The sequence below is a fragment of the Stenotrophomonas rhizophila genome (genome assembly GCF_003751305.1).
Lineage (GTDB): Bacteria > Pseudomonadota > Gammaproteobacteria > Xanthomonadales > Xanthomonadaceae > Stenotrophomonas > Stenotrophomonas rhizophila_B.
On record NZ_RJKV01000001.1, the window covers coordinates 308,016 to 321,195 of the forward strand.

The window sequence follows — 13,180 nt, forward strand, 5'->3', positions numbered from 1 at the left end:
GTGCAACCTGCGGTTAAACCACAGTGTTGCGGCGGTGACATGGAAAATCCAGCAGACCGCTACCATATACAGACCAACGTTCCGCTGTGGAGTTTCCCGTGAGCCAAGATGCTGTTACCCCCCCGGGTGGTGCGCCCGCCATCACCATCTACTCGACCGCGGTGTGCCCGTACTGTGTGGCCGCCAAGAACTTCCTGAAGAGCAAGGGCCGCGAGTGGACCGAGGTCCGGATCGACCTGGACGCCGCCGAGCGCGAGAAGATGATGGCCAAGACCCGCCGCACCAGCGTGCCGCAGATTTTCGTCGGCGAGGTCCATGTGGGCGGCTACGACGACATGATGGCGCTGCACCGCGCCGGCAAGCTGGAGCCGCTGCTGGCCGGGCAGGACCCGGCATGAGCGCGGCCGATGACGGCAGCAAGGACCGCATCGCCGAATTCACCGAGTTCCGCCAGCGCATGAACCAGCGCATCCTGGGCGAGCCCAATCAGGTCGTGCGCCGCTTTTTCGCGCTGGACACCCAGACCTACCAGGCTGGTGCGCTGGATGTGAAGACCAAGGAGCTGCTGGGCCTGGTCGCCTCGATGGTGCTGCGCTGCGATGACTGCATCAGCTACCACGTGGCCCAGTGCAAGGACGCCGGCGTGACCCGCGAGGAGTTCTTCGAGACCTTCTCGGTCGGCCTGGTGGTCGGCGGTTCCATCGTGATCCCGCACCTGCGCCGCGCCGTGGACTTCCTGGATCAGCTCGAAGGTGGCGCCGAAGCGCCGGCCGTTCACGAGCATTGAGCCGGGGCCGTGATGGCCCCGCCGCGGTAGAGCCGACCGTTGGTCGGCTGCTCCGGCACCCCGGCAATGGCGTCGCCCCCCGGTGGCGCACCGTTCAGGTGCGAGGCCATGTCCCCATCGACCAACCGTCGGTGCCTTTCCATGGTTCAGCACCCCCTGATTGCCGGCCAGCGGCCGGCACTACCGATCGCGTCTGGAGAGGAGCCCCCTTCTGTTGAAGGGGGCGCGCCAACGGCGCGGGGTAGAGGAGGCATGCGCGGGCAGTTCTGCCTTGCCCGCCTTGGACCAATGGCCTATTTGGGGTCCATTGGGCGGGTAAGGCATAATTGCCGATGAAACTTCCCTTGCGCCCGCGCTTCGCGCACCTCACGGATGGCGCTCCCCCTCGGTTCGGAATACACATCAATGACGCAGAAAATCACGGTCATCCGCGGTGACGGCATCGGCCCGGAGATCATGGACGCTACCCTGTTCGTGCTCGGCAAGCTGGACACCGGCTTTGAATACGAAGACGCCGACGCGGGCCTGGTCGCGCTGGAAAAGCACGGCGATCTGATGCCGGCCTCCACGCTGGAGTCGATCGCACGCAACAAGATCGCGCTGAAGAGCCCGCTGACCACGCCGGTCGGTGGTGGCTTCACCTCGATCAACGTCAGTCTGCGTCGCCACTTCGACCTGTACGCCAATGTGCGTCCGGCGGTCTCGTTCCCGAACACCAAGTCGCGTTTCGGCGATGGCGTGGACCTGATCACCGTCCGTGAGAACACCGAAGGCGCGTACCTGGCCGAAGGCCAGGAAGTGTCGGCCGATGGCGAAACCGCCTTCTCCGGTACCCGCATCACCCGCAAGGGCTCCGAGCGCATCGTGCGCTACGCCTTCGAGCTGGCCCGCAGCACCGGCCGCAAGAAAGTCACCGCCGTGCACAAGGCCAACATCATCAAGTCGACCTCGGGCCTGTTCCTGGCCGTGGCGCGCGAAGTGGCGGCCAAGTACCCGGACATCGAGTTCCAGGAAATGATCGTCGACAACTGCTGCATGCAGCTGGTGATGCGTCCGGAACAGTTCGACGTGATCGTGACCACCAACCTGTTCGGCGACATCATCTCCGACCTGTGCGCTGGTCTGGTGGGCGGCCTGGGCCTGGCCCCGGGCGCCAACATCGGTGAGAACGCGGCGATCTTCGAAGCCGTGCACGGCACCGCGCCGGACATCGCCGGCCAGGGCAAGGCCAATCCGTGCGCGCTGCTGCTGGCCGCCGCGCAGATGCTGGACCACGTCGGCCAGGTCGAGAACGCCGAGCGCCTGCGCAAGGCCATCGTGGCCACGCTGGAAGCCAAGGATTCGCTGACCGGCGATCTGGGTGGCACCGGCAACACCATGGGCTTTGCCCAGGCCATCGCCAGCCGCCTGTAAGCGCGCGGGTCGGTTGTGCAGAAAGCGGGGCGCTTCGGCGTCCCGCTTTTTTGTTGTCTGTTCAATGCCGGGTTCAATGGCGATCCGTAGGGAAGGTCATCCATCAATCTGTGCGAAATATGCACAGATGGTGTTCGGGTAGCTGGCTGTTGGTGCACGGATCCGGCGCGCACCATGCACGTCATCCCAACCACAGCAGGAGCTTTCCCATGAACTTCGCCTCCCTGATCAGCCTGGCCGGCATCCTCGGTGTCGCCACCGCGTCCGCCCAGCCCGCCGCCGAGCCGGCTCACCCGACCATCCGCCACATGGCTGGCGCGCAGGACACGAGCGCATTGCCGGCTGGCAAGACCGCGTTGGTGGTGATCGATTTCCAGAACGAATACTTCGCTGGTGGCCGCATGCCCATCCCTGATGGCGATGCCGCTCTGGCCCAGACCCGCCGCCTGGTGGACTTCGCCGATGCCCACAAGATCCCGGTCATCCACGTCCAGCACGTCCTGCCGGCCGGGGCGCCGCTGTTCGCCGAAGGCCGCCGCACGGTCCAGTTCCACCCGCAGATGCAGCCGCGCAAGGGCGAGCAGGTGATCGCCAAGGACAACGTCAGCGTGTTCGCCGGTGCCTCCGGCCCGGTGCTGGAGCGGGCGCTGAAGGACGCCGGGATCGACACGCTGATCATCGCCGGGTTGCAGACCCATGCCTGTGTCGCCGGCGCCGCCCGTGATGCCGCGCCGAAGGGCCTGAACGTGATCGTCTCCTCCGATGCCACCGCGAGCCGCACTCTGGATCTGCACGATGGCCGCCAGGTCGGCCACGCCCTCCTGCACGCCGCAGCCCTGGCCAGCATCGAGGACACCTACGGCACCGTGCTGGCCACCGATCAGATCCTGGCGCTGCCGGTCCGCTGAGCTGCACCGGCCTTGTTATGCTGCCGGCACCGCCACAGGGGCCGGCCGCTGCACGGGAGCGAGATGGACCAGTTTTCCGCGATGAAGGCATTCCGCAGCATCGTCGATGCGGGCAGTTTCACCGCCGCCGCCGAGCGTCTGGACACCACCCATTCGTCGATGTCGCGGCAGCTGCGCCAGCTGGAAGCGCACCTGGGGTCACGCCTGCTGGATCGCAACAGCCGCCGGCTGACATTGACCGAAGCCGGGCGGACCTACTACCAGGACTGTGTGGATATCCTGGACCGGCTGGAGGTGGCCGAGCAGCGCCTGCAGGCCGATCACGACGCACCCAGCGGGTTGCTGCGGGTCAGTGCACCGCTGGTGATCGGCACGCTGGAACTCTCTCAATGGTTGCCTGCCTTTCTGGACCAGTACCCCGGCATCGCGCTGGATCTGTCCTGCGATGATCGCCAGGTCGATCTGATCGGGGGTGGTTACGACATGGCCCTGCGCATCGCCGGGCCATTGGCCGACAGCACGCTGGTGGCGAGCGAACTGGCTGTGACCGACATGGTGCTGGTGGCAGCGCCGCGCTACATCGCGCAATGGGGGCTGCCGCGCCAGCCAACGGATCTGGCCCGACATGCGCTGATCGGGTTCGCTGGCGCGCGTGGGCCGGTGGCGTGGTCACTGACCTCCGCACGAGGCGTGCAGAGCGAGATCCAACCGCAGGGGCGGCTGCGCGTGGATGCGATCCCGGCGCTGTACGCGGCCGTTCTGGCGGGGCAGGGCATCGCTGCGTTCACCCGCCTGACCGTGCAGGACGATCTACTGCATGGTCGTCTGGTGCGCGTTCTTCCGCAGCATCATGCCGGGCGCCGGCACTACTACGCGGTGTACCCACACGCACGCCAGCTGGCGCCCAAAGTGCGCGCGCTGGCCGACTTCATGGCCCGGCACTACACCGCGCTCCAGCAGTTGCGCGCAGTCGTACCGGAGGCATGAAAAAGGCGCCTCGCGGCGCCTTCGTCATATCGATGCGGGTGTGGGGCTCAGCGCTGCTGGATCTTGGACAGCAGGCGCAGGAATTCCACATACAGCCACACCAGCGTGACCATCAGGCCGAACGCGCCGTACCACTCCATGAACTTCGGTGCGCGTGCCTCGGCGCCGGTTTCGATGAAGTCGAAATCCAGCACCAGGTTCAACGCGGCCACCACCACCACGAACAGGCTGAAGGCGATGCCCATCCAGCCGCCTTCGTGGATCATCGGCACGTTGATGTTGAAGAAGCTCAGCACGAACGAGGCCAGGTACAGCAGCGCGATGCCGCCGGTTGCCGCCACCACGCCCAGTTTGAAGTTCTCGGTGACCTTGATCAGGCCGCTGCGGTACACCGCCAGCATCACGAACATCGTGCCGAAGGTCAGCATCACCGCCTGCATCACGATGCCGGGGAACTTGGCATTGAACATCGCCGAGATCGCGCCGAGGAACAGGCCTTCCACGAGTGCATACATCGGTGCGGTGACCGGCGACCATTCCTTCTTGAACACGGTCACCAGGGCCAGTACCAGGCCGCCGATCGCACCAACCAGCGTGTACAGCATGGCGCTGGAGGTGGGCAGGCCGTTCGCATCGACCGACTGGCTCCACGCGAAGGCGGCCGTCAGCACGGTCAGCAACAGCAACACGCCGGTCTTGTTGACGGTGCCGTTGATGGTCATCGCCTGGTCGGGGCGGGCCACGACCGAGCCGCTGGCCAGGTCGAGGAAGGTGGACTCGGAAAGTGCGGGATTGCCGCTGCGCATTGCCAATCTCCTTGATGGGGTAGGGGTTCGGCCCTCCGGCCGCTGCCCCGAGCATAGCCGAAGCCGCCATCGGCAATGACGACATGTGAATTGATGTGTGAAAACCGTTGACAGATGCCATGCCGATTCCCACAATAGGCGGCTCTTTCGGGGGGAACCCCGGAGGGAAACAAACCGCCGGGGTATAGCGCAGTCTGGTAGCGCGCCTGCTTTGGGAGCAGGATGTCGGGGGTTCGAATCCCTCTACCCCGACCAAGCCCGCTGCTCAAATCGGGATTGGAGTGCGACAATCCGGACCGAGCGCCCGTAGCTCAACTGGATAGAGCACCGGCCTTCTAAGCCGGCGGTTACAGGTTCGATTCCTGTCGGGCGCACCATCCGGTGCAAGCGGTAGGAGACAAGGTTTTCAGTGGTGGCTGTAGCTCAGTTGGTTAGAGTTCCGGATTGTGATTCCGGTGGTCGGGGGTTCGAGTCCCCTCAGCCACCCCACTGATTCAAACTGGTTCACCGAAAGTGAATCAGGGTTGCAAAAGGCAGCACACACGCTACAATGTGCGCCTGAGTTTTCAGGGCTGTTAGCTCAGTTGGTAGAGCAGTTGACTCTTAATCAATAGGTCCAAGGTTCGAATCCTTGACAGCCCACCAAGACAGAAGCCATCGGGTCCGCCCGGTGGCTTTTTTCTTGATTGAATGTGGTGTGGAGCAGATGGATTGTTGAGCGTTTACGGACGCCATTCGCCATCCATTCAAACAAAACGCTTGCGTCGCGCGCAGGAAATCCTGCATAATTCGCCTCCCGATTTTCGGGCTGTTAGCTCAGTTGGTAGAGCAGTTGACTCTTAATCAATAGGTCCAAGGTTCGAATCCTTGACAGCCCACCAAGACGAAAGCCGCCTGGTCCGCCAGGCGGCTTTTTTCTTGTCTGCGCCCAAGGGCGCCTGGCTGAAATCCCCCTGAAACCAGCGCCGATCGCGTCATGCCACTTGCTCAAGCTGCGTCCCAGCGCACGGATCGCACGACGCGATAGCGTTCCACTGATGTCTCCGCGCCATCGGCGCATAGCGAGAGACGCCCCGCCATGAAATACATCACCTTGTCCGCGCTCGTGCTGGCAGCATGCGCGACGACCGCGACCGCGACCGCGGCCGCGGCGCCTGCCCACGAACTCACTGCGCTGCATCCCGCAGACATCGCTGCTCGCGCCACCACTGTCGTGCGCGGCGATCTGGTTCCCGGCCACGTGCGCCCCGTGCAACCGCTTGCCAGGGCGCAGGCCGATGTACGCCTGCCGACGGTGGTCCACACCCACATGCTCGACCGGGAACTCCAGCCGGCGCGTCCCGTAGACGAACACTGAAAGCCGGGCGGAGAGAGGCAATGCGCCGCTCTCCGCCTCGTTAAGCAACATGACGACCTTCCGCTTTCCGGCCGCGCCTGCAACAATGCGCGCCTGAGCTTGCAGGCTCGCGAAAGTGGCGGAATTGGTAGACGCCCTGGATTTAGGTTCCAGTGCCGCAAGGCGTGGGGGTTCGAGTCCCCCCTTTCGCACCAGTGCAGGGCGTTTTCGCCGGCACCATGACCATGGGCACGTCCCCGATCGGGGAGACGGCCACATGCTGGCCCTCTGTCGGCCCCGAGCGTTCTCGGCCCGCGCTGGCGGCGCTGGCGTTTATCGGCGAAACTACAGGGCTGCGGCGGGCATGTGCGTCCACGACCCCGCGTCCAAAACCCGTTTCATCCATCACATCGTGCCGGGGCCCATGCCGCCGGTGGCAGGAGTCAACATGCAAGCTTCGATCGAATCCACTGGCAATCTGGAACGCCGCCTGACCTTCTCGCTGCCGGAAGACCGTCTGCAGACGCACATCAGCGGCCGTCTGGGCGAAATCGCCCGCACCACGCGCATCAAGGGCTTCCGCCCGGGCAAGGTGCCGGCCAAGGTGATCGAGCAGCGTTTCGGCCAGCAGGTCCGCAGCGAAGCCGTCGACGGCCTGCTGCGTGAGACCTTCGATGCCGCCCTGCGCGAGCACGAGCTGCGCATCGCCGGCACCCCGCGCATCGACAAGGGTGAGGGCGAGCTGTCCTTCGTGGCCACCGTCGAGCTGGTGCCGGACTTTGGCGACGTGGACGTCAGCAAGTTGACCGTAGTCCGCCACACCGCCGAGATCAACGACGCCGACATCGACCAGATGATCACCAACCTGCGCGAACAGCGCCGCAGCTGGAGCCCGGTCACCCGTGGCGCCCAGGACGGCGATCTAGTCGCCCTGGAAACCTGGTCGCAGGCCGGCGATGAGCGCCTGCCGGCCGAGGGCACCGAAAAGGGCAGCGTGATCGTGGGCCAGGGCATGATGTTCGAGCAGATCGAACAGGGCCTGGTCGGTCTGACCGCCGGTGAAGAAAAGACCCTGGACGTCGAGTTCCCGGCCGATTGGCGCGTGCCCGCGCTGGCCGGCAAGCAGGTCAAGGTCACCGTCAAGGCGGTGGACGTGTCCGCGCCGGTGCTGCCGGAAGTCGATGCCGAGTTCATCAAGAGCTTCGGCGTGAAGGGCGGCGACGTGGAGCAGTTCCGCAAGGACATCCGCGCCAACCTGGAGCGTGAGCTCAAGGGTGCGCTGATGAACCGCCTGCGCCGCGAAGTCGGCGAGCAGCTGATTGCCGCCTACGCCTCGGTCGAAATGCCGCCGCGCCTGGTCGAGAACGAAGCCCGCGCCATGCTGGCCCAGCAGATCGATCAGATCCGCCGCAGCGGCCGCAACCCGGGCGACGTCCCGGCTGACGCCCATGAAGGCTTCAAGGACGCCGCTGCCAAGCGCGTGCTGGTCGGCCTGCTGGTCGGTGAAGTGGCGCGCAAGAATGACCTGCGCCTGGACCCGAAGCGCCTGAATGAAACCATGCGCCTGATCGCCTCGACCTACGAAGAGCCGGAGCAGGTCATTGAGATGTACCGCAATGACCCCCAGCTGATGACTGGGCTGCAGAATCGCGTGATGGAAGAGCAGGTGATCGATTGGATCGCCGAGCGCGCCCAGCACACCGAAGAGAAGCTGTCGTTCCAGGACGCGATCCGCCAGTAAGCGGCCCGCGTTTTACGCCCCGCGCCCCGGCGCGGGGTCGTTCCCCCCAAAATAGGTGCCTCACTAATGGACAACCGAACCACAGCCCTGAACATGGTTCCGATGGTGGTCGAACAGACCAGCCGCGGCGAGCGCGCCTATGACATCTATTCGCGCTTGTTGAAAGAGCGTCTTATCTTCCTCGTGGGCCCGATCGACGATCACATGGCCAACGTGGTGGTGGCGCAGCTGCTGTTCCTGGAAGCGGACAACCCGGAAAAGGACATCAGCATCTACATCAACTCGCCCGGTGGCGTGGTCACCGCCGGCATGGCGATCTACGACACCATGCAGTACATCAAGCCGGACGTGAGCACCATCTGCGTCGGCCAGGCCGCCTCGATGGGCGCCCTGCTGCTGGCGTCGGGCGCGGCTGGCAAGCGGTATGCCCTGCCGAACTCGCGCGTGATGATCCACCAGCCGCTGGGCGGCTTCCAGGGCCAGGCCACGGACATCGACATCCATGCCCGTGAAATCCTGACCCTGCGTTCGCGCCTGAACGAAGTGCTGGCCAAGCACACCGGCCAGTCGCTGGAGACCATCGCCCGGGATACCGAGCGCGACAACTTCAAGAGCGCGGTCGATGCGGTGGCCTACGGCCTGGTCGACCAGGTCCTGGAGCGTCGTCCGGAAGAGTCGATCCAGCCGGCGTAAGGTTGTGCCAAGCCGGGAAACCGGCTTGTTTCCACCGGGTCGGGCAGGACTGGCGTCCTCCTGACCCTGTGCTATTCTCGAATCGAACCCCCGTTCAGTCGGGTGGGGTAACTGGGTAAGCGAAGCATGAGCGAAGACCGCCAAGGTCGTTCCACGGACACCGGCAAGATCCTCTACTGCTCTTTCTGCGGAAAGAGCCAGCATGAGGTGCGCAAGCTGATTGCGGGTCCGAGCGTGTTCATCTGCGATGAATGCGTCGAGCTGTGCAACGACATCATCCGTGAGGAGCTGGAGGAGAAGGCGCAGTCGGCCCGCAGTTCGCTGCCCAAGCCGCGCGAGATCCTCGAGGTCCTGGACCAGTACGTGATCGGGCAGAACCGCGCCAAGCGGACCCTGGCCGTGGCCGTATACAACCACTACAAGCGCATCGAGAGCCGCCAGAAGAACGACGAGGTCGAACTGGCGAAGTCGAACATCCTGCTGGTCGGTCCGACCGGTTCGGGCAAGACGCTGCTGGCCGAAACCCTGGCCCGCCTGCTCAATGTGCCGTTCACCATGGCCGACGCCACCACGCTGACCGAAGCCGGTTACGTGGGCGAAGACGTGGAGAACATCATCCAGAAGCTGCTGCAGAAGTGCGACTACGATGTCGAGAAGGCACAGCAGGGCATCGTCTACATCGATGAAATCGACAAGATCTCGCGCAAGAGCGAGAACCCGTCGATCACCCGCGATGTGTCCGGCGAAGGCGTCCAGCAGGCCCTGCTGAAGCTGATCGAAGGCACCGTGGCCAGCGTGCCGCCGCAGGGCGGTCGCAAGCACCCGCAGCAGGAATTCCTGCAGGTGGACACCAAGAACATCCTGTTCATCTGTGGCGGCGCGTTTGCCGGCCTGGACAAGGTGATCCAGCAGCGTTCGAACGATTCGGGCGGCATCGGGTTCGGTGCCAAGGTGAAGAGTTCCGAGCGCAAGCAGGAAGTGGGCAAGATCCTGGCCGAAGTCGAGCCGGAAGATCTGATCAAGTTCGGCCTGATTCCGGAGTTCGTCGGCCGCCTGCCGGTCGTGGCGACGCTGGAAGAGCTGGACGAGGCCGCCCTGGTGCGCATCCTCACCGAGCCGAAGAACGCCATCACCAAGCAGTTCAAGAAGCTGTTCGAGATGGAGCACGTCGAGCTGGAGTTCCGTCCGGACGCACTGGCCGCCATTGCCCGCAAGGCGCTCAAGCGCAAGACCGGTGCCCGCGGCCTGCGTACGATCGTCGAATCGGTCCTGCTGGACACCATGTATGACCTGCCCTCGGCAGAGAACGTCAGCAAGGTGGTGGTGGACGAATCGGTGATCGAACACAAGTCCGAACCGTACCTGATCTACCAGACGCCACCGGCGCCTGAACAGAAGGCGGCTGGCGCTGAATAATCAGTTCAAGTAATTGAATTGATAGAATTTTTTCAGAACAGCTTGCATCTAGAAGCCGATGGCCCCATAACGAGGCCATCGGCTTTTTTTGTATCCGGGCGAGGCGCCCGGAGGCCATCCCCACTGTTCCACTGGAGCCCACATGGCCCGTTCCCCAACTGAGACTCTCGACCTGCCGGTACTGCCGCTGCGTGACGTGGTGGTGTTCCCGCACATGGTCATTCCGCTGTTCGTCGGCCGTGACAAGTCCATGCATGCGCTGGAGCAGGCGATGGAAGCGGACAAGCGCATCCTGCTGCTCGCGCAGAAGTCCGCCGAGACGGATGATCCGTCCGCCGCCGATCTGTACCAGGTCGGCACGCTCGCGCAGGTCCTGCAGCTGCTGAAGCTGCCCGATGGCACCATCAAGGTGCTGGTCGAAGGCCTGTCGCGCGTCAACGTCACCGACGTGACCGAGCGCGATGGCTCGCTGCACGGCGTGGGCATGGAAATCGAATCGGACGAATCGCGTGAGCCGCGCGAGATCGAGGCGATCGCCCGTTCGTTGATGTCGCTGTTCGAGCAGTACGTCAAAACCAACCGCAAGCTGCCGCCGGAGCTGCTGCAGACCCTGGCCGGCATCGATGAGCCCGCGCGCCTGGCCGATACCATCGCCGCGCACATCAGCGTGCGCCTGGCCGACAAGCAGCGCCTGCTGGAAACGCTGCAGATCGGCGACCGCCTGGAAATGCTGGTCGGCCTGGTCGATGGCGAGATCGACGTGCAGCAGATGGAAAAGCGCATCCGCGGCCGCGTCAAGTCGCAGATGGAAAAGAGCCAGCGCGAGTACTACCTCAACGAGCAGATGAAGGCCATCCAGAAAGAACTGGGTGACCTGGATGACGCACCCGGCGAGATGGACGAACTGGCCCGCAAGATCGCCGAAGCGGGCATGCCCAAGCCGGTGGAGACCAAGGCCAAGGCCGAGCTCAACAAGCTCAAGCAGATGTCGCCGATGTCGGCCGAAGCCGCCGTGGTGCGCAACTACCTGGATTGGCTGCTGGGCGTGCCGTGGAAGAAGCGCAGCAAGGTCCGCAAGGATCTCAAGGCCGCGCAGGACACGCTGGATGCCGATCACTTCGGTCTGGACAAGGTCAAGGACCGCATCCTGGAATACCTGGCGGTGCAGTCGCGCGTGAAGCAGATGAAGGGCCCGATCCTGTGCCTGGTCGGCCCGCCCGGCGTGGGCAAGACCTCGCTGGGCCAGTCCATCGCCAAGGCGACCAACCGCAAGTTCGTGCGCATGAGCCTGGGCGGCGTGCGCGACGAGGCCGAGATCCGCGGGCACCGTCGTACCTACGTCGGCTCCATGCCGGGCCGCATCGTGCAGAACCTCAACAAGGTCGGCAGCAAGAACCCGCTGTTCGTGCTCGATGAGATCGACAAGATGTCGATGGACTTCCGTGGCGATCCGTCGTCGGCGCTGCTGGAAGTGCTCGATCCGGAGCAGAACAACGCGTTCAACGATCACTACCTGGAAGTGGATCTGGACCTGTCCGAAGTGATGTTCGTGGCGACCTCCAATTCGCTCAACATCCCCGGCCCGCTGCTGGACCGCATGGAAGTGATCCGCATCCCCGGCTACACCGAGGATGAGAAGCTCAACATCGCCATGCGCTACCTGGTGCCCAAGCAGATCAAGGCCAACGGCCTGAAGCCGGAAGAGCTGGAGATCGAGGCCGACGCGATCCAGGACATCGTGCGCTACTACACGCGCGAATCCGGCGTGCGTAACCTCGAGCGCGAAGTCGCCAAGATCTGCCGCAAGGTGGTGAAGGAGATCGCGCTCGCCGGTCCGGTCGCCCCGGCCAAGCCGGCCAAGGCCACCAAAAAGGCCAGTGCGAAGAAGAAGGCGCTGGTGGTGGTCAACGGCAAGAACCTGGACAAGTACCTGGGCGTGCGTCGCGTCGATTTCGGTCGTGCCGAAGAGCAGAACGAAGTGGGCCTGGTCACCGGCCTGGCGTGGACGGAAGTCGGCGGGGATCTGCTGCAGATTGAATCCACACTCGTCCCGGGCAAGGGCCAGCTGATCCTGACCGGCCAGCTCGGCAACGTCATGAAGGAATCCGCCTCGGCGGCCCTGTCGGTGGTGCGTTCGCGTGCCGAGCGGCTGGGCATCGACAACGAGTTCCTGCAGAAGCACGACGTTCACGTGCACGTACCCGATGGCGCCACCCCGAAGGACGGCCCCAGCGCGGGTATCGCCATGGTCACCTCGCTGGTGTCCACGCTGACCAAGGTGCCGATCCGGGCCGAAGTAGCGATGACCGGCGAGATCACCCTGCGCGGTCGTGTCACCGCCATTGGCGGCCTCAAGGAGAAGCTGCTGGCGGCGCTGCGTGGCGGCATCACCACGGTCATCATCCCCGAGGAAAACCGCAAGGATCTGGCCGATATCCCCGCCAATGTCACCCGTGATCTGAAGATCGTGCCGGTGAAGTGGATCGAGGAAGTGCTCGACCTGGCCCTGGAGACGCCGCTGACCGCACCGAAGCCCAAGAAAGATGGGCAGCGTGTCACGGTACGTGGCAAGTCCAAGACAGCTTCCACCACGCGCGTCAAGCATTGACGCGCGCTGTCCAAGTGCCCGAAACCCGCGTCGTTATTGGCTTTTCAGCTTGCGCGGGTAGGGGGGCACTGGTATAAAAGCACCACTCGTGAGTCAGCGTCATGCTGAATTCGGCGAACAGAGAACTTCACTGGCATCCGGCGGCGTATCGTCCTCGGGTGTCTCAATGTTGAATCCGCGGAATCCCCGCCAAAGGAGCTGTAGAGAATGAACAAGACCGAATTGATCGACGCCGTTGCTGAAGCCGCCGACCTGACCAAGGCCGAGTCCAGCCGCGCCGTTGATGCCGTCATCGCTTCCGTCACCAAGGCCCTGAAGGGCGGTGACGCGGTGACGCTGGTGGGCTTCGGCACGTTCCAGGTCCGCGACCGCGCTGCCCGTACCGGCCGCAACCCGAAGACCGGCGACACCATCAAGATCGCTGCGTCGAAGAATCCGTCGTTCAAGGCTGGCAAAGCCCTGAAGGATGCCGTAAACTAAGCGGC

At 64.2% G+C, this 13,180-nt stretch carries 12 protein-coding genes and 6 tRNA genes; 17 read left to right on the top strand and 1 reads right to left on the bottom strand.

Annotated features, from left to right (window positions below; all coding sequences use genetic code 11):
* Positions 1–98: 98 nt before the first annotated feature.
* The 5 genes from grxC to EDF74_RS01390 all read left to right on the top strand — a co-directional run bounded on the left by grxC (position 99) and on the right by EDF74_RS01390 (position 4,095).
* The gene (gene grxC, locus EDF74_RS01370; RefSeq protein ID WP_123728488.1) at positions 99–398 is read left to right on the top strand and encodes a glutaredoxin 3; all 300 of its coding nucleotides are present in this window, start codon (positions 99–101) and stop codon (positions 396–398) included.
* Entirely contained in the window at positions 395–787 is a 393-nt protein-coding gene (locus EDF74_RS01375; RefSeq protein WP_019185812.1) for a carboxymuconolactone decarboxylase family protein, read from the top strand. The genes grxC and EDF74_RS01375 overlap by 4 nt, the downstream gene beginning before the upstream one ends.
* 405 nt (positions 788–1,192) lie before the next feature.
* Entirely contained in the window at positions 1,193–2,200 is a 1,008-nt protein-coding gene (locus EDF74_RS01380; RefSeq protein ID WP_121042973.1) for an isocitrate dehydrogenase, read from the top strand.
* Between the two features lie 209 nt (positions 2,201–2,409).
* Positions 2,410–3,108 (top strand): cysteine hydrolase family protein, encoded by a 699-nt coding sequence (locus EDF74_RS01385; protein ID WP_123728489.1) that lies wholly within the window; start codon positions 2,410–2,412, stop codon positions 3,106–3,108.
* A gap of 63 nt (positions 3,109–3,171) precedes the next feature.
* Complete coding sequence (locus EDF74_RS01390; protein ID WP_123728490.1) at positions 3,172–4,095, top strand: LysR family transcriptional regulator; 924 nt, start codon at positions 3,172–3,174, stop codon at positions 4,093–4,095.
* Between the two features lie 47 nt (positions 4,096–4,142).
* Here EDF74_RS01390 and EDF74_RS01395 read toward each other — a convergent pair whose 3' ends face one another.
* Positions 4,143–4,901 (bottom strand): Bax inhibitor-1/YccA family protein, encoded by a 759-nt coding sequence (locus tag EDF74_RS01395; RefSeq protein ID WP_123728491.1) that lies wholly within the window; start codon positions 4,899–4,901, stop codon positions 4,143–4,145.
* Between the two features lie 178 nt (positions 4,902–5,079).
* Between EDF74_RS01395 and EDF74_RS01400 the strand changes: the two genes are divergently transcribed.
* The 12 genes from EDF74_RS01400 (at position 5,080) to EDF74_RS01455 (ending at position 13,175) form a co-directional block, all read left to right on the top strand.
* Positions 5,080–5,156: transfer RNA gene (locus EDF74_RS01400), tRNA-Pro, on the top strand.
* Positions 5,157–5,201: 45 nt separating this feature from the next.
* Positions 5,202–5,278: transfer RNA gene (locus tag EDF74_RS01405), tRNA-Arg, on the top strand.
* A 35-nt stretch (positions 5,279–5,313) separates the two neighbouring features.
* A tRNA-His gene (locus tag EDF74_RS01410) sits at positions 5,314–5,390 on the top strand.
* Between the two features lie 80 nt (positions 5,391–5,470).
* A tRNA-Lys gene (locus EDF74_RS01415) sits at positions 5,471–5,546 on the top strand.
* A gap of 160 nt (positions 5,547–5,706) precedes the next feature.
* Positions 5,707–5,782: transfer RNA gene (locus EDF74_RS01420), tRNA-Lys, on the top strand.
* 197 nt (positions 5,783–5,979) lie between these two features.
* On the top strand, positions 5,980–6,258 hold the full coding sequence (locus tag EDF74_RS01425) for a hypothetical protein (protein ID WP_123728492.1): 279 nt from the start codon (positions 5,980–5,982) through the stop codon (positions 6,256–6,258).
* A gap of 109 nt (positions 6,259–6,367) precedes the next feature.
* A tRNA-Leu gene (locus EDF74_RS01430) sits at positions 6,368–6,452 on the top strand.
* 233 nt (positions 6,453–6,685) lie between these two features.
* Positions 6,686–7,978, top strand: coding sequence for a trigger factor (gene tig / locus EDF74_RS01435; RefSeq protein ID WP_123728493.1), 1,293 nt, complete (start codon positions 6,686–6,688; stop codon positions 7,976–7,978).
* A 66-nt stretch (positions 7,979–8,044) separates the two neighbouring features.
* Complete coding sequence (gene clpP, locus EDF74_RS01440; RefSeq protein ID WP_121042979.1) at positions 8,045–8,671, top strand: ATP-dependent Clp endopeptidase proteolytic subunit ClpP; 627 nt, start codon at positions 8,045–8,047, stop codon at positions 8,669–8,671.
* A gap of 126 nt (positions 8,672–8,797) precedes the next feature.
* Entirely contained in the window at positions 8,798–10,087 is a 1,290-nt protein-coding gene (gene clpX / locus EDF74_RS01445; RefSeq protein ID WP_019185803.1) for an ATP-dependent Clp protease ATP-binding subunit ClpX, read from the top strand.
* A gap of 142 nt (positions 10,088–10,229) precedes the next feature.
* Positions 10,230–12,695, top strand: a complete 2,466-nt coding sequence (lon, locus tag EDF74_RS01450) for an endopeptidase La (RefSeq protein ID WP_123728494.1) — start codon at positions 10,230–10,232, stop codon at positions 12,693–12,695.
* Positions 12,696–12,902: 207 nt separating this feature from the next.
* Positions 12,903–13,175: an HU family DNA-binding protein gene (locus EDF74_RS01455; protein ID WP_019185801.1), complete on the top strand. Its 273-nt coding sequence runs from the start codon at positions 12,903–12,905 to the stop codon at positions 13,173–13,175.
* Positions 13,176–13,180: the final 5 nt, after the last annotated feature.